14 protein-coding genes are annotated in these 15,628 nt (G+C 68.2%); 5 read left to right on the top strand and 9 right to left on the bottom strand.

Annotated features, from left to right (window positions below; genetic code table 11):
- Positions 1-4: 4 nt before the first annotated feature.
- A complete protein-coding gene (locus ASE52_RS02900; RefSeq protein WP_057223675.1) occupies positions 5-868 on the bottom strand; it encodes an MBL fold metallo-hydrolase in 864 nt (287 codons plus the stop codon).
- 117 nt (positions 869-985) lie between these two features.
- Between ASE52_RS02900 and ASE52_RS02895 the strand changes: the two genes are divergently transcribed.
- Positions 986-1,879, top strand: a complete 894-nt coding sequence (locus ASE52_RS02895; RefSeq protein ID WP_057223672.1) for a LysR family transcriptional regulator — start codon at positions 986-988, stop codon at positions 1,877-1,879.
- A gap of 280 nt (positions 1,880-2,159) precedes the next feature.
- Here the strand turns inward: ASE52_RS02895 and ASE52_RS02890 are convergent, their stop codons facing one another.
- The 4 genes from ASE52_RS02890 to ASE52_RS02875 all read right to left on the bottom strand — a co-directional run bounded on the left by ASE52_RS02890 (position 2,160) and on the right by ASE52_RS02875 (position 7,336).
- A complete protein-coding gene (locus ASE52_RS02890) occupies positions 2,160-4,286 on the bottom strand; it encodes an alpha/beta hydrolase domain-containing protein (protein ID WP_057223670.1) in 2,127 nt (708 codons plus the stop codon).
- A 205-nt stretch (positions 4,287-4,491) separates the two neighbouring features.
- Positions 4,492-5,442, bottom strand: coding sequence for a tripartite tricarboxylate transporter substrate binding protein (locus tag ASE52_RS02885; RefSeq protein WP_241776944.1), 951 nt, complete (start codon positions 5,440-5,442; stop codon positions 4,492-4,494).
- A 112-nt stretch (positions 5,443-5,554) separates the two neighbouring features.
- Positions 5,555-5,953 (bottom strand): hypothetical protein, encoded by a 399-nt coding sequence (locus tag ASE52_RS02880; protein WP_057223667.1) that lies wholly within the window; start codon positions 5,951-5,953, stop codon positions 5,555-5,557.
- A gap of 12 nt (positions 5,954-5,965) precedes the next feature.
- On the bottom strand, positions 5,966-7,336 hold the full coding sequence (locus ASE52_RS02875; protein WP_057223664.1) for an acyclic terpene utilization AtuA family protein: 1,371 nt from the start codon (positions 7,334-7,336) through the stop codon (positions 5,966-5,968).
- Positions 7,337-7,462: 126 nt separating this feature from the next.
- On the opposite strand from ASE52_RS02875, the gene ASE52_RS02870 reads away from it, so the two are divergent.
- Positions 7,463-8,356, top strand: a complete 894-nt coding sequence (locus ASE52_RS02870; RefSeq protein ID WP_057223662.1) for a LysR family transcriptional regulator — start codon at positions 7,463-7,465, stop codon at positions 8,354-8,356.
- A gap of 87 nt (positions 8,357-8,443) precedes the next feature.
- Here the strand turns inward: ASE52_RS02870 and ASE52_RS02865 are convergent, their stop codons facing one another.
- Together ASE52_RS02865 and ASE52_RS02860 are read right to left on the bottom strand one after the other, a co-directional pair.
- Complete coding sequence (locus ASE52_RS02865) at positions 8,444-8,836, bottom strand: VOC family protein (RefSeq protein WP_057223660.1); 393 nt, start codon at positions 8,834-8,836, stop codon at positions 8,444-8,446.
- Positions 8,837-8,918: 82 nt separating this feature from the next.
- A complete protein-coding gene (locus ASE52_RS02860) occupies positions 8,919-9,452 on the bottom strand; it encodes a 2'-5' RNA ligase family protein (protein WP_057223658.1) in 534 nt (177 codons plus the stop codon).
- A gap of 297 nt (positions 9,453-9,749) precedes the next feature.
- Here ASE52_RS02860 and ASE52_RS02855 point away from each other — a divergent pair, with 297 nt between their 5' ends.
- The 3 genes from ASE52_RS02855 (at position 9,750) to ASE52_RS02845 (ending at position 12,148) form a co-directional block, all read left to right on the top strand.
- Entirely contained in the window at positions 9,750-10,802 is a 1,053-nt protein-coding gene (locus tag ASE52_RS02855; protein WP_241776904.1) for an NAD(P)-dependent alcohol dehydrogenase, read from the top strand.
- A gap of 98 nt (positions 10,803-10,900) precedes the next feature.
- Positions 10,901-11,233 carry a metalloregulator ArsR/SmtB family transcription factor gene (locus tag ASE52_RS02850; RefSeq protein WP_010461063.1) on the top strand — a complete coding sequence of 111 codons (333 nt, stop codon included), beginning with the start codon at positions 10,901-10,903 and terminating at the stop codon, positions 11,231-11,233.
- 120 nt (positions 11,234-11,353) lie between these two features.
- Positions 11,354-12,148 (top strand): sterol desaturase family protein, encoded by a 795-nt coding sequence (locus ASE52_RS02845; RefSeq protein ID WP_158004138.1) that lies wholly within the window; start codon positions 11,354-11,356, stop codon positions 12,146-12,148.
- Between the two features lie 44 nt (positions 12,149-12,192).
- Here ASE52_RS02845 and ASE52_RS02840 read toward each other — a convergent pair whose 3' ends face one another.
- Complete coding sequence (locus ASE52_RS02840; protein WP_057223651.1) at positions 12,193-14,409, bottom strand: ATP-binding protein; 2,217 nt, start codon at positions 14,407-14,409, stop codon at positions 12,193-12,195.
- A complete protein-coding gene (locus ASE52_RS02835) occupies positions 14,394-15,614 on the bottom strand; it encodes a hypothetical protein (RefSeq protein WP_057223648.1) in 1,221 nt (406 codons plus the stop codon). The genes ASE52_RS02840 and ASE52_RS02835 overlap by 16 nt, the downstream gene beginning before the upstream one ends.
- Positions 15,615-15,628 lie beyond the last annotated feature (14 nt).

Raw genomic sequence — 15,628 nt, 5'->3', positions numbered from 1 at the left:
GGGCTTACCACTTCATCTCGCCCTTGTTCACCTTGGCGCCGATGTCCAGCGACAGGCCCATGGGCGCTGCAGGGTAGGCCTTCTTCATCGCGTCGATGAGTTCGGCGCCCGTCTTGGTGGCGGCGGCATTCTTCTCAAACGCTTGCAGGTAGCCCTTGGTGTAGGTCACCGCTGTCACGTCCAGCGTGGTGCCGGGCAGCATGTGGCCGGGCACCACCACGGTGGGCTGCAGGGCAGCCATTTCGTCAAGCTGGGCGATCCAGGCGCTGCGCTCGGCCACGGTCTGGGTGTCGGCCGTCCACACATGCAGGTTGCCGAACACGCCGATATTGCCCACCACGGCCTTCACCGAAGGAATCCACGCATAAGGGCGGTGCGCCAGCAGGCCGGTGGTGCCACGGATCTCGACCGTCTGGCCGTCCACCGTGAGGGTGTTGCCGCTGATGGCCTTGGGCAGCACAGGCGTGCGCGGTGCATTGGCACCCATCTTGGGGCCCCAGAAGGCGAGCTTGCCGGCGAGCTTGGCGTTGATCTTCTCCAGCACGGCGGGGGTGGTTACCACCTCAGCCTTGGGGAAAAATTCCTTGAGCGTTTCCACGCCGAAGTAATAGTCGGGGTCGGCCTGGCTCACGTAGATGGTCTTGAGTTCCTTGCCGCTGTCGAACACGTTGGCGGCAATGCGCAGCGCGTCGGCGCGGGTGAAGCCAGCGTCGATGACCATGGCTTCCTTCTCGCCGTACACCAGCGTGGAGTTGACGTTGAAGCTGTTGCCGTCGGCGTTGTAAACCTTGATCTGCAGGGGCTGGGCAGCGTGGACGCCAGCAAAGGCAAGGGACAGGGTGGCGGCGATGAGGGTGGTGCGGAACATGGCGGTTTCTCCAGGGTTTGAAGGGGTTTGCGTTGATGGCGGAATGAAGTTTATTTGCACCAATCGATCCAATAAACCCCATAAAATGCGCATATTTGTTGCGCAAATAGATCAAATATGGATCGTCTGACCGCCATGCGGGTGTTTGTGGAAGTGGCCACCAGCGGCAGCTTCAGTGCCACGGCCGACCGGCTTGAGATGTCGCGCGCCATGGTCACGCGCTATGTGGGCGAGATGGAGCAGTGGTTGCAGGCGCGCCTGCTGCAGCGCACCACCCGCAGCGTGACGCTGACCGATGCCGGTGAACTGGCGCTGCGCCGCTGCCAGCAGATGCTGGCGCTGACCCAGGACCTGGAAGAAGAAACCGCCACCACCACCGAGGGCGAGCTGCGCGGGCAACTGCGCATCACCTGCAGCGTGTCGTTTGCGTATGCGCAGATGGGCGCGGCGATTGCTGACTTCTTGGCGCAGCACCCGCAGCTCAAGATCGACCTGGACGCCAGCGAGGGCTCGCTGAACCTGGTGGAGCGCCGCATCGACCTGGCGATCCGCATCAGCGCCGAGCCCGACCCGCTGCTCATCGGCCGGCCGCTGGCGCGCTGCGATTCGGCGCTGGTGGCATCGCCCGCCTACCTGGCGGCACACGGCACGCCCCAGGAGCCCGCCGACCTGACCCGCCACCGTTGTTTGAGCTACGCCAACTTTGGCAAAAGCGTGTGGCAGCTCACCCGCGGCGACGAGGTCGCCCGCGTGGGCGTGACCAGCCCCTTCAGCGCCAACGAGGCCACCACGCTGATGCGCGCGGCGCTGGCTGGTGGCGGCATCGCACTGCAGCCCACCTACCTGGTCAACCCCTATCTGCACAGCGGCGAACTGCAGGCCGTGCTGCCCGCGTGGAGCCTGCCGGTGATGACCATCCACGCGCTGTACACCTCGCGCAGGCACCTGTCGCCGGCGGTGCGGGCGCTGCTGGATTTTTTGGTGCTGCGGTTTGCAGGGGTGCCGTGGTAGGGGGGCGTGGGTCGATGTGACGCTACGTTTTTGATAGCCATCAGCGCTTTCTGGTCAAGCGCCACAGGCTTTTTTTCTTGAATACCCAAGCCCGCCGGAACTTTGCGGGACTCTTGCTCCCTCTCCCCCTGCGGGAGAGGGCTGGGGAGAGGGGGCTATCGCCAAGGGNGGGGAGGGGGGGCTATCGCCAAGGGGCATGGTGCTTTATCACCCCCCCTCTCCCCCGGCCCTCTCCCGCAAGGGGAGAGGGAGTGGAAGCGGGCCCCGCCGCGCCATCACCTCAGGGCAGCACCGCTGCCGCCTTGGCCCGCGCAATCTGCAGGTCCGCATCGCGCTGCAGCAGCAGGCGCTGCGCCACCAGCGCGTTGGCGGCCTCGGTCACGGCCGCCACGTAGCCGTCTTGTGTGCCATACAACTCCTCCAGCGACGTGCGCGCATCGCCCGCCGCCAAGCGCGCGGCGCGCGTTTTGTGGAAGGGGATGAAGCTGCCGGTGAGGTTGGCCAGGTCGGTGATGCCGGGCGTGGCCACGTAGTTGAACTCGATGCTGGTGCCCAAGGGCGCACGCGCCTCCACACTGCGGATGCCGGCGCGGGTGAGGCCCGTGGACGCATCGACCTGCGGCACCATGATGGCGTAGTCGCGGCCCAGGTTGCGCGGGGGCAGGATGGTGGCGACGCCCGATTCGTCCTGCGGGATGTACTGCGGGCCAAAGTCGAACAGGGGGAAGTTGTTGTACAGGCCCCGGTAGCTGAACTCAGGGATGGCCGTCTGCACGCCGCCCACCGCCCAGGTCAGCCCCTTCATGACCGGAAAGGCCAGCGCCTCGGGCCGCACCAGCGTGCCGTTGTCGATGCGTGGCACCTGGCTGGCGGGCGGCAGCGTGCCGCGCACCACCCAGTCTTCCAGGTTCAGGAACAGCGCGCGGAAGGTGTCGTTGAAGTGCACCACCGTGCCCGTGGGGTAGGTGGCCCGCGTGGGCGCGTACGCGATGCTGGCCGTGCCCCCTGCGCCGCCGTGCTGGGTGCTGGCGTAGTAGTAGATGCGCGCGTTCTCGGGCTGGGCCAGATCCTTGGTGCCGCGGGCATCGGTCAGCACGGGTGAGCCCTGCAGCTGCCAGAACTCGGTGCCCGACAGGCCCAAAAAGAACTTGGGGCAGGTGGTGGTGGCGGCGCAGCGCTTCATCACCCCGCCCTGGCGGCCGCTGATGTCGTCCTGGTAGTCCTTGTCCAGCCCGCGCGGCGCCGTCTGGCCGAAGGCCGTGTGGTCGGTGCGCAGGCCCCCGCCGCCGCCGGGCACCGCAAAGCGGGTGTTGATGTGGGTCTGGCGCGCGGCCACGTGGGCGAAGATGCCGTCGAACACCTTGCCACCGTCGAGCGCCTGGTTGAAGCCCAGGTGCAAGAACGTTTTCATCGCGTTGCCCGACTGCGAGGTGCCCTGCCCCAGCGTGTACTGGATGCGGCCCGCCAGCGGGTTGGGCGTGCCCGACGAGTCGGCCGACTTGCCGCGAAAGAAGCTCACCGTGTCGCGCAGCGCGGCCAGGCCCACGCCCATGACCTTGGGGTCCTTGGCCACGTAGACCAGCTCGTACAGGTAGGCCGGGTCGAACCCGCCTTTGAGGCACACGCTGGTGGGGCTGGCGGTGCCGGGGAAGGCGTTGGCGCCCGCGTCACAGCTGGCGAACTTCCAGTCGCTGGCCGGCACCGGCGTGCGTGCATCCGTTTCGTTGGCGCGGCGAGTGAGCGAATAGCCGGGCTGGGTGTTGTCCAGGCTGGCGGGCTCGTAAGGAATCATGGAGCCATTGAACACGCCGCCGGGCAGTGTCATCGACGGGCTGGCCACGGTGGGCACGAGCTCGGCACGGTAGGGGCCAGTGATGCTGCTGCCGTCCTTGTTCTTGGCAACGGGCACCGTCACCGTCAGGCGCGCCGGCGTGCTCTTGGGCACGTCGCCCTGCCAGGCCGAATACAGCATCACGTAGCCGCGCTCCAGGTACACCGCATCGCTGGGCGTGGCCGTGGGGTTGAGCATGGTGAGGATGTTGCCGCGATTGGGCGCGTCGTAGCGCAGCACGCCGCTCGCCTTCGCCATGTTCTTGGGCTTGAGCATGACGAAGTCGGCCTGGTACTCGACCATGCCGTTGGCATTGGTGGGCGCGAACGCCAGGTCCTGGATGGTGGCGTTCTTGGGGTCCTTGGGGTCGACCTCGCCACTGATGGTGCCGGTGATGCGCTCGTACTCGCCCACGTCGCCGTAGCTGCCGGGGAAGGCCTCGGTGGCGGTGATCTGCAGCTTGAGGGCCGGGCCTTTGGGGGCGTCGTCGCTATTGCTGCTGCCGCCACAAGCGGCCAGGGCTGCTGCGGCGGCGGCCGTGAGGGCGAGTTTTCCGAATGCGTGAAGGGGTTGCATGTTGTCTCCTGGGATGGATGGTGGGTGGTGGCCGCTCTAGCGGCTCTGGAAGGAAAACGGCAGCGTCTGGTGCGCGGCGCGCGGCAAGGCTCCGCCCGCGCCTGCCGGTGAAGGCAGGGACTGGCAGAACGGAAAACGGGGTGGAAAAAGCCGCGGCCCGGCGCGGGGGCTGCGGCTTGTGGGCTGGCTTGGCTGGCCTACTGGCTTACTCGGCCTCGATCCCGGCGGCCTTGATCACCTTGCCCCACTTCTGGGTTTCGGCGGCCTGGAACTTGGCGAGTTCATCGGGCGTGGTCGTCCATGCCTCGGAGCCCGCGTTGTCGTAGAAGCTCTTGGCCGCCGCGCTCTTGGTGGCGGCGGTCAGCAGTTCGTTCAGGCGCGCCACCACCGGTGCGGGCGTGCCGGCGGGCACATAGGCCGCAAACCAGTAGCCCATGTCGTAGCCCTTCACGCCGGCTTCGTCCAGCGTGGGCACATCGGGCAGTTGCGCGCTGCGCTTTTGGGTGGAGTAACCCAGGGCCCGCAGCTTGCCCGCCTTGACCTGGGGCACGCCGGTGGAGGTGTCGGTGATCATCAGGTCGATCTGCCCGCCAAGCAGGTCGGTGATGGCCAGCGGGTTGCTCTTGTAGGGCACGTGCAGGATGTCCACGCTGGCCAGTTGCTTGAGCATTTCGCCGGCCATGCGGCTCGACGAGCTGCCGCTGCCGAAGCTGAGCTTGCCGGGGTTCTTCTTGGCAAAGGCCAGCAGCTCGCCCACGTTCTTGTACGGCGCGCTGGCATTGACCACCAGCACCTGCCCGCCCTTGCCCAGGCCCGTCACCGGCGCAAAGTCCTTGACCGGGTCGTACGAGAGCTTCTTGTACAAATGCTCGTTGGCCGCGTGTGTGGTGTTGGTGGTGATGAGCACGCTGTACCCGTCGGCCGCCGCCTTGGCCACGGCAGACGCCGCGATCATGCCGCTGGCACCGGCCTTGTTGTCGATGACCACCGCCTGCTTGGTGTCCGTGGTGATGGACTGGCCCAGCGCGCGCGCCAGCTGGTCGGTGGCACTGCCGGCTGCAAAGGGCACGACGAAGGTGATGGCCTTGGCCGGGTAAGCCTGCGCATGGGCAGCCCCGCCCTGCAGCGCGCCAAGCGCCAGCACGGCAGCGGCCATCGCGTGGCGTCGGCCCAGGTTCAACAGTGCAGTGGATCGGGTCATGTTGTCTCCTTGTGTATAGGTATGGAAAAGCGGAAAGGGAATGGGGAACCAGTCAAACAAGCGCCCGCTACGTCGGCGGCCCGCCCAAGTGCGGTGCCAGCGCGGCGGGCACGGTGACGGGCAAGTCCAGCAGCAGGTAGCTCAGCGCCTTGCCGTGGCTGTCGAGGTTGAGCGAATCGTTCACGCCGCCGTCCAGCACATCGTCCAGCACGATGTTCATAGCCTGCAGCTCGGGTAGCAGGTAGCGCGTGACCTGGCGCGGCTGGCGCAGCGCGAACTGGCGGGCCACGGCGGCTTCGGTGACCTGGTCGACCAGCGCATCCCAGAGCGCGGGGTGCCAGGCAATGACGCTGATGTTGGAGCGGTTGCCTTTGTCGCCGGTGCGGCTGTGGGCCAGGCGATAAAGCGGAACAGTGATGGTTGCCGCGGAGGCGGGCTGGGTTGCGGCCTGGGTTGCAGAAGTCATGGTGGTGGTCCCTCAATCAACCATCTCAAAGCGCACGGCCACCGCATCGCGCGGCACCAGGCACGACACCGTGCCCAGGCGCGGGCGCATGGCGGTGCGCACGCCGCCGCCGCCGGCAGGCCCGCAGGTGTAGAGCGCGGTCACCTCGCGCACCAGGCGCTGGGCGCTGGCGTGGTCGCGGTGCTGCAGGGCCACGCGCAGGCGCACATCGCGGGCATCGTTGCGGGCGCCTCCGCTGTCGCTGTCGGACGCATCGAACCAGCGGCTGGTGTCGTCGCCAAAGATGCTGGTCACGCCGATCAGGTCGATGCGCAGCGGGCCCAGGCCGGCCAGCCGCTCGCGCAGCACCTCGCCCGCCAGGCGCGCACGGCCCTCGGCACGCGGGCCGGCGTAGGAAATCTCTCCCTCGGCAAACCAGCCGGATTCAAAGCACACGTTGACCTTGAGCGTAGGGGGCTGCGCGTGGCCCTGCACGCCGGTAAGCCGCACGGCGTCGGTGCCCACGGCCTGCACGCGGGCCTGGGTGATGTCGGCCACCACGTCGGGCGTGAGGTACGCCGCGGGGTCGTGCAGCTCGTACAGCAGCTGCTCCTTCACCGTGCGCTCGTCGATGCGCCCGCCGGTGCCGGGCGGCTTGGTGATGGTGCAGCGGCCGTCGGCGTCGATCTCGGCGATGGGGTAGCCCAGTTGCGCCAGGCCCCGCACGTCCTTGTAGCCGGGGTCGGCAAAGTAGCCGCCCGTGACCTGCGCGCCGCATTCGAGCAGGTGCCCGGCCATGGTGGCGCGGGCCAGGCGGTCCCAGTCGTCGGTGGCCCAGCCGTAGTGCGCCAGCGCCGGGCCCAGCACGAGCGACGGGTCGGCCACGCGGCCGCAGACCACGATGTCGGCCCCGGCGCGCAGCGCATCGGCAATGGCCTGTGCGCCGATGTAGGCGTTGGCGCTGACGATGGGCTCGGTGGGCATGGCATCGCCCAGGGCGTCCTGCAGCAGTGCGCGGTGGGCGGGGCCACTCAGGTCGTCGCCCTGCAGCACGGCAATGCGTGGGCGGGAGTGGCCCAGCTCGGCTGCCAGCGCGTGGATGCGGCGTGCGGCGCCGTGCGGGTTGGCCGCGCCGAAGTTGCTGACGATGCGCACGCCGTGCGCCAGGCACAGCCCGAGTACGGGGCGCAGCAGGTCGGCCAGCAGCGGCTCGTAGCCCGCGTCGGGGTCGGTGCGGCGGGCCAGTTGCGCCAGGGCCAGCGTGCGCTCGGCCAGGGTCTCGAAGATGAGCACCGACGGCTGGCCGCTGGCAATGAGCGCCTGCACCACGGGCAAGGCCGCGTCCGTGCGGTCGCCCGAAAAGCCGGCGGCGCAGCCGACCCGCAGATGGGTGTTGTTCGCCATGAATATTTGTCTCCTGGGCCCCACTGTAGAAACACTGCGGTATTCTGTGAAATCGATATTTACGATGAATCCATCTGTATTGCAGATAAATAGCATTTCGAGCCACTTCTGCCCTTGCCTCAGACCATGAGCACCGCCCACCTCTCCAGCCGCCAGATCGACGCCTTCATCGCACTGGCCGAGCAGCGCAGCTTCACGCGCGCTGCAGCCCTTTGCCACCTGTCGCAGCCCGCGTTCAGCGCCCTGATCCGCGCGCTGGAGGACGACCTGGGCCTGCGGCTGTTCGACCGCAGCACGCGGCATGTGGACCTCACGCCCGAGGGGCGCAACTTTCTGGAATCGGCCCGCCGCATCCGCGCAGAGATCACCAACGCACTGTCGGCCGTGCGCGATGCCGCCACGCTGCAGCGCGGGCGCGTGGCCGTGGCGCTGCTGCCGTCGCTGGCCGCGGGCTGGCTGCCCGCCGTGCTGGCGCAGTACCGCGCGGCGCACCCCGGCATCGAGATCGACATCGCCGACGTGCTGTCCGAGCCGTGCATCGAGCGCGTGGCCAGCGGCCATGCCGACTTTGCGCTGGCCGCCATCCGCGCCGACACCCCTGCTTTGCAGGCCGAGCCTTTTTGCAGCGATAACTTCTACCTGGTGTGCCCCGCAGACCACCCGCTGGCACGCCGCCGCAAAGCCATCACCGCGCAGGACTTGGCCGCCTGGCCGTTCATCCACCTGGCCCGCACCAGCAGCGTGCGCCAGTACCTGGAGGCCGCCCTGCACCCGCAGGCCATGCACACGCTGATGGAGGTGGAGCAACTGGCCACCGTGATGGGCATGGTGCGCGCGGGCCTGGGCATCAGCGTGGTGCCGGCGCTCACGCTGTTCCACTTCGAGCAGCCGGGGCTGGTCACGCGGCCGTTGTCGCTGCCCGGGCTCACACGGCAGATCTACCTGGTGCGGCGGCGGGACGAAAGCCTGTCCGTGGCGGCGCAGGCGCTGTATGCGCTGGTGATGGCGCAGCGGCCTTGAATCACAGGCGGCAATTACTATAAATTTGATAGCTAGTAGCGCTTATAGATTAAGCGCTGGCGGCCAATTTCACTTGGAATTCAGCCCTCAACCCGCTGTAGCGCGCGCGTAGCTCACGGTCAGCATCTCCCACTGGTGCCCATCGGGTTCGTTCCAGTAGACGATGCGGCCACCGTGGGCCGTGTCCACCTGCCCGTCCACGGGGCCGTGCACGGCGCTGCGGTACGGGATGCCCGCGGCCTGGATGCGCGCGAGGATGGCGCTGAACTCCGCATCGCTCACGCGAAAGCAGTAGTGGATGCGCGGAATGGGCTCGGGCCATTCGTCGAAATCGATGGTGAAACCATCGTTCACGAACACGGGCGCAAACGGCCCGACGCCGGTTTCGGACCAGGGCACGCCGAGCAGTTCGGCCAGCAGCCGGGCGGCGGCCAGTTTGTCGCGGGCGGGCACCATGAGGTGATCGAGCTGGATGGGCATTGTCCAAACCTCCCGTAGAAGTCCAAGGCCTCGCGGCCTTGGAGGAACCAGATGGCCGCAGTGTAGGGGCTTCCGCAGGGGTTCAGCCCGCCAGCGCAAACTGCCCCAGGTGCTCAAACCGCCCCTCGACCACCTGCCCCACCCACAGCGCCTCCACGCGGCCGGGCAACGAGACACCCGCAAGGTTGCGGTCAATGCACCACTGCCGCGCCCGCGCGGCGGAGGCAAACGCCCCCACCGTGATATGGGGCGTGTAGGGCAGATCCAGCCGAAGGTGGGCGGCCAGCGGGCCGCTGTACAGGGCATCGTGCAGCAACGACAGCGCGGCGTAGCCTTCGTCCGGCACCAGGTACGCATGGGCGCGCTGGCTGTATGCATCGGCCCCCAGCATCGCGTAGCGGCAGTGAAAGGCGATGGGCGCAGTGCGCGCCGCCACCGCCGCCACATGGGCCAGGTAGGTGGTGGCATCCACCCCGTCACCAGCAAACACCAGCGTGAAATGTGGGCGGATCAGCGCATGGCCGGTGGGGTCGTTGTCGGCGCGCCAAGTGTCCACGGCAAGCAGGTCTTGTGCATCGCATTTGGGGTAAGCCACGGTGTAGAGGGTGGGGTTCAAGGGGTGCCTCCGCAGTGTGTCTTAGAACCTGTTCAAGATCTTTTCAGGGCCGCACAAGTACCTTGCCCGAAGGGTTGGAGTGAAATCGGGCGATTGGAAGCCCCGGCTGCTGGCATGGGCACGAGCCCATGCCGTGCATCCGAAGCATCCACTCAAAAAGATCTTGAACAGGTTCTTAAGCGTACTGCACGATGGACTGGGCGGGCGGATCGCCAGGTACCCCACCCAAGGTCGGGTTGCGTGCGGGAGATGTATCTGCCTACGCTCTGCGGCTGCGCGTATCTGCCCTCCCTTCCCGTGACCTTGCCAACCCCCATGCCCGCCACCACCCATACATCCGCGGCCCCGTTTGCCAGCCCCTCTGCGGCCCACGCTCCCACCACCCTGCGGGCCTGGGTGTGTCACGACTACGGGGGCGCCGAGGTGCTGGAGCTGCAGACGCGCCCCTGCCCCACACCCGGCCCGCGCGATGTGCTGGTGCGGGTGCTTGCGGCCAGCGTGTCGTCGGCCGACGTGCGCATCCGCACGCAGAACCTGCCGCGTGGATTTGGGCTGCTGGGACGGCTGGCGTTTGGTCTGGCGCGGCCACGCCAGCCGGTGCTGGGGACCGACGTGGCCGGCGTGGTGGAGGCCGTGGGCCGTGAAGTGCAGGGCTTTCAACCGGGCGACGCCGTATTGGGCGTGGCCGGCGTTGCCATGGGCTGCCATGCCGAATACTGCGTGCTGCCCGCCACCAAGCCCCTGGTGCACAAGCCCGCGCGGCTGTCGTTTGTCGAAGCGGCCAGCCTGCCGTTTGGTGGTTTGGCGGCGCTGCATTTTCTGAACAAAGCCCAGGTGCGGGCGGGCGAGAGGGTGCTGGTGATTGGCGCGTCGGGCGCGGTGGGCAGCGCCATGGTGCAGCTGGCGCGGCACCGGGGTGCGCTGGTCACGGGGGTGTGCAGCGCGGGCAATGTGGCGCTGGTGCTGGCGCTCGGCGCACACGACGTGGTCGACTACACCGCGCAGGACTTCACCCAAACCGCGCAGCGCTGGGACGTGATTGCCGACACCGTGGGCGCCAGCAGCTTCGCCACCTGCCTGGCAAGCCTGAACGAGCACGGCCGCTACCTGTCGGTGGCGGGCAGCCTGGTGGAATTGTTGGCCCGCCCGCGCGGCACACGCCGCAGCATCGGCGGCCCTGCGCCCGAGCGTGTGCAGGACCTGCAGATGCTGGTGGATCTGGCCCGGGCCGGTGCGCTGCAGCCCGTGGTGGACCGCACCTACCCCTTCACCGATTTGCCCGCTGCGCACGCGTATGTGGAGACGGGGCGCAAGCGCGGGGCGGTGGTGGTGGCCTGGCCCGAGCCATGACCGAAGTGGGCCACACCCCCTCAGGCTGACGGAGGGGTCCGGCAAAGGGGATTGCCGCGAGGTTGACATGTGCATTAATGTGCACATATGCTCTACCCATGACCTCCCCCCGCGAAACCGCTGCCGCCGCCTGCATTGATGCACTGGACAGCGCCTTCTTCAAAGCACTGTCCGAACCCGCGCGCGTGGCCATCTTGCGGGTGCTGGTGCTGCAGGGCCGCGCCGATGTGGGCTCGATTGCCGAGCAGGTGCCCCAAGACCGCTCCGTGGTGGCGCGCCACCTGCAGGTGCTGGAGCGTGCGCGCATCCTGCGGTCGGAGACCGAGGGGCGGCACACCTTCTACGCCATCGATGGCGACGGTGTGCTGGAGCAGATGAAGGCCCTGACCACCCTGCTACAGACCTTGCAGCCGCTGTGCTGCCCCCGTTGACCGCCGCCAAAAGAATCCTCCCCAGCCAAGCCAACTCCGCCAAGCGGGCACAGCAATGTGCCCATTTTTTCCACTCAACATGTGCACATCGACGCACATATGCTCACCAAAAGGCCTTCCATGATCGACTCCCCCCACCTCCCCTTGCTGGCCCCGCTGCTGGTCCCCACGGCCTATGCCCTGATGTGGGCGGTGGAGGCGCGCTCACCCGCGCGCAGCTATGCGCCCGTGCCCGGCTGGCAGCGGCTGGGCGTGGCGTTTTTTGTGCTGACGGCCATGGTGGGCTCGCTCGTGCCCTCGTTGCTGCAGGCCACGGGGTTCGCCGCGCTGCGCGTGCTCGACCTGAGCGCGCTGGGCCTGTGGGGTGTGCCCGTTGGGCTGCTGGTGCTGTCGCTGGTGCACTACGCATGGCACCGGGCCGAGCACCGGTTCGATGGGCTTTGGCGCATGGGCCACCAGCTGCACCACGCTGCGCCACGCGTGGATGTGCCAGGCGCCTATGTGGTGCACCCCTTCGAGGTGCTGGTCAAAACCGGCATGGGCGTGGCCCTGGGCACGGTGGTGCTGGGGCTGGCGCCCGCAGCCGCGGCACTGACCACGGCTCTGCTGGCGGTGCTCAGCATTTTTCAGCACTGGAACATCCACACCCCACGCTGGCTGGGCTGGCTGCTGCCCCGGCCCGAGATGCACGCGCTGCACCACGAACGCGATGTGCATGCCCGCAACTATGGCGACCTGCCGGTGTGGGACATGCTGTTTGGCACCTATGCCAACCCCGCGCGGTTTGACGGCGAAGTGGGCTTTGCGCCGCAGCTCGCCACCCGCTGGGGCGACATGCTGCGCATGCGGGACGTGCACAAGGCCGGGGTGGAATCGCCTGCGGCACGGGGTTGCTGCGGATTACTACAAAAATAGTAGCTATTAGCGCTTATCCATCAAGCGCTGGCGGCCAATTTGGCTCATATTTTTACCGTGCTGCGCGCCAGCATCGCCAGCTCCTGGCGCAGCAGCAGTTCCACCTCGGTCGGCTCGAACTGGCCCTGCAGCAGCGGGATGGCAAAGCGGTAGTCGGCATCCTGCTTGCGCAGCACATAGGCCAGCTGCAGGCGGGCCAGCGACTGGCGCAGCGCCTGCGCGTCGGCGGTGATGCCGTGGCTTTGCAGCAGCTGGGCCAGGGCCACCAGGCCGGTCTGCCCGGCTTGGGCCGTGTGGTAGACGGCGATGCGGTCGAGGCGACAGGCGGCCTCGTCGTGGCTCAGGCGGCCCCAGCCGGCCAGTGCGTCCTGCACCGCCTGCGAGGCCAGGGCCTGCGTGAGGTGGCGGGCTTCGATGGCGCGCTCGCCGGGCTGCAGGGCTTCCAGGCACTCCTGGCACAGGATGGCGACGAGGTTGGCGCGCTGGCCGCTGGCATCCACCAGTTTTTCCACCAGCGTGTCGCTGGCAAAGCCCAGGCGCAGTCTGCGCAAGGGCTCGGTGGCCAGCTCGCGGCAGGCTGCACGCTCCAGCCCGCCGATGGCCAGCACTTCGCCAAAGTTGCGCAAGGGGCTCTGGTAGTCGAGCACGGCCGTGGCGTACAGGTCCCAGAAGCCCGCGAGCATGAACCAGCAGCGCCCTTCTTCGCTGAGCGCGCGCAGCGTGGACAACTGGGCGTAGCCGTGGTTCGATTCGTCGCGGAAGAACAGGTCGGCCTCGTCGATCAGCAGCACCAGGCGCTTGCCCTCGTACTGGGCCTGCAGGTGGTCCACGATGGCTTCGAGCGGTGTGTCGGCGGCCAGGCCAAACTGCAGCGCCATGCGGGGCGCCAGGCGGTGGTCGCGCAGCGAGACGTAGTGGCACACGGTGTGCGGGTGGCCTTGCAGGCGGCGCTGCACGGCCTTGAGCAGGCTGCTCTTGCCCAGCTGGCGACCGCCCACCACCAGGTAGTTGGCGGGCTCGCGGTTGATGACACGGGCGAGCAGCTGTGCGCGGCCAAAGAAGGCGCCTTCGCGGGTCACGCCGCCACGCGTCTGGTACGGCGAGATGCGGGTGATGCGCAGCTGCGCGGCCAATTGGCGCAGCAGCACCTGCAGGGCATCGCCGCCGATCAGCCACTCGGTCTGGCTGGCGCTGTCCACCATCACGTGCAGATTGGCGCGGTCATCGGCGTGGGCGCGCAGCAGCGGGCAAGGGGTTTCCACGCTGTGCTCGCTCAGGATCAACAGCACGTCGCTGCCGGTCTGCGCGGCGCGCAGCTGGCGCAGCACGGTGGCTTCGTCGATGCCCGGGGTGGGCACAAAGACGAGGCAGCGGTCCAGCGACACGGGCAGGTCGGGCGGAAACTGCCACTCGAACACCTGGCCGGGCAACGCCCAGTCGCTGCTGGGCTGGCAGCGGGCCGACACGCATTCGGCCAATGCGCGTGCCAGAGCCGGGGCGTGGTCGCCCCCCGTGGCCTGCGCGCACAGCACGGCGCGGCGCCAGTCCACCATGCGGATGTCGGCGGCCAGCAAGGTGGCCTCCAGCCGCCGCAGCCAGCGCAGCAGCCGGTCGATCTGCGGCAGGCGCGCCAGGGGTGTGCGCCGCAGACGCGCAGGGCGCAGCTGGCCCGCGCCGATCAGGGGGTGGCGCACCACCCACACGACGGCGCCCACGGCAAAGATCACTGCGCACCACAGGATGAGCGAACGCAGCCAGGCGAACGGGTCGGCATCGGGCGCGGGCTTGGTGGCGGGCTCGAAGTCGTCGGTGCTGCCTTCCTGGCAGTTGATGGGCAGGTAACCTGGTGGAATGGGCGGGTTGCCGGGGCGGCACGTCCAGGTGTGGGTGCCGGGCGTCAGCTCCACCACCACCTGGGTGCCTGCCAGCTTGCCGAGCTCAGGGTTGTGGGCGATGTCGGCCTGCAGCACGTTGGGGCGCGGGGAGGTTACGCGCAGCTGCGGGTTGGCGATGCGCGGCGCGTATTCCTGGATGTCCTTGGGCCAGGCATCGAGCTCATTGCGCGCCTGGATCAGGGCAACGCGCCACTGCACCAGCTCGCCCCACACCGGACCGACATTGACCGAGGCCAGGAACGCGCCCCGCGTGACCGGGTTGAGCTGGGGCGTGAACAGCGCGCTGCCCACGAACAGCGTGACCGCCGCAATGGCCAACGCGCGCACCACGGCCTTGGACAGCAGCGGCTTCAGTCGGTCGAGCATGAATCCAGCACCATCAAACCCGCATCGCGAATGGTGGCGCAGCGCCAGTGCAGCCGCGCCGCATCGCCCGTGCCGCGCACATGGATGAGGTTGCCCCAGAACAGGCTGCGCAGTTCGTCGTCTTGTAGATAGGGGCGCGCACGGCCCAGGTCGTCGGCCTGCAGCAGCTGCTGCAACCGCGCGCGGGTGGCAGGCGCCTGGGCCAGCGGCAAAAAGGTCTGCCACAGGCGCGGGCTGCTGGCCAGGTGCGTGCGCAGTGCACTGGACGACGCATGTCCATCGCCCACACCCTGGTCCACCAGCCACTGCAGCCCCTCTTCAAACAACGCGGGGTGGCCGCCGCTGAGCGCCTGCAACTCGGCCACCACCGGCCCGGTCCAGGTGTGCTCGGGCCAGCGGTGGCAGGCCAGTTGCATCAGATCGTCCAGCGACGGGTCGGGCCAGTGGTTGACCTGCGCGATGTTGAGCAGCGACAGGTCGCCGCTGCGGTATTTGAGATCGGCCAGCGCCTCGCCGCCACACAGCAGCAGGTGCAGGCGACCGCTGTGCATCTCGCTCAGGCTGCGCAAAATGCCCGCCAGGGTTTCGCGCAACGCGGGCGTGCCTTGCTCAAAGCGGCTGACCAGGCAGAAAATGCGCTCGCCCGCCAGCAGGCGGCGCTCCAGCGCGGATTCGAATTCGTAGTCGGATGCAACCTCGCCCAGGCCGCACTGGCGGCCGATGGCCGCGAAGTAATCGGCCTGCGCGGTGCTCACGCTGTACGGTGGCTGGATGTGCAGCACCGAGCCTTCGCCATACTGCGCACGCGCGCGCTGCAGCAACTCTTGCCGAAACGGCGGCTGTCCCCAGTGCGCGGGCGACAGCAGCAGCGAGATGGGGTACGGCACGGCCTGCGCCAGCTGGGCGAACACACGGCCCTGGAACGCAGCAAAAGGCTGGGCGCCCACGGACTCGGCCTGCAGCGGAAACTCGGGTTCGAAGCCGGCAGCACTGAGCAGGCGGTTGGCCTCGCTCTCCGTCAGGCGCAGGTAGCGCGTGCAGGCGACCACACGGTCGCGCGAACGAACGTTGGGGGCAGAAACGCCGTTGCGCCAGTTGTTCACCGCCTCGCGGCTCAGGCCGATTTCGGTGGCCACGCCCGAAGCGCTGGCGCGGATGCGGCGCATGTAGAGCGAGAGAAGGTCGGCAAAAGAGTCGGTCGCCATGGGCTGCGCAAGGG

Source organism: Acidovorax sp. Root275 (genome assembly GCF_001428965.1).
GTDB lineage: Bacteria > Pseudomonadota > Gammaproteobacteria > Burkholderiales > Burkholderiaceae_C > Acidovorax > Acidovorax radicis.
This window is presented reverse-complemented; position numbering and strand designations above follow the sequence as displayed.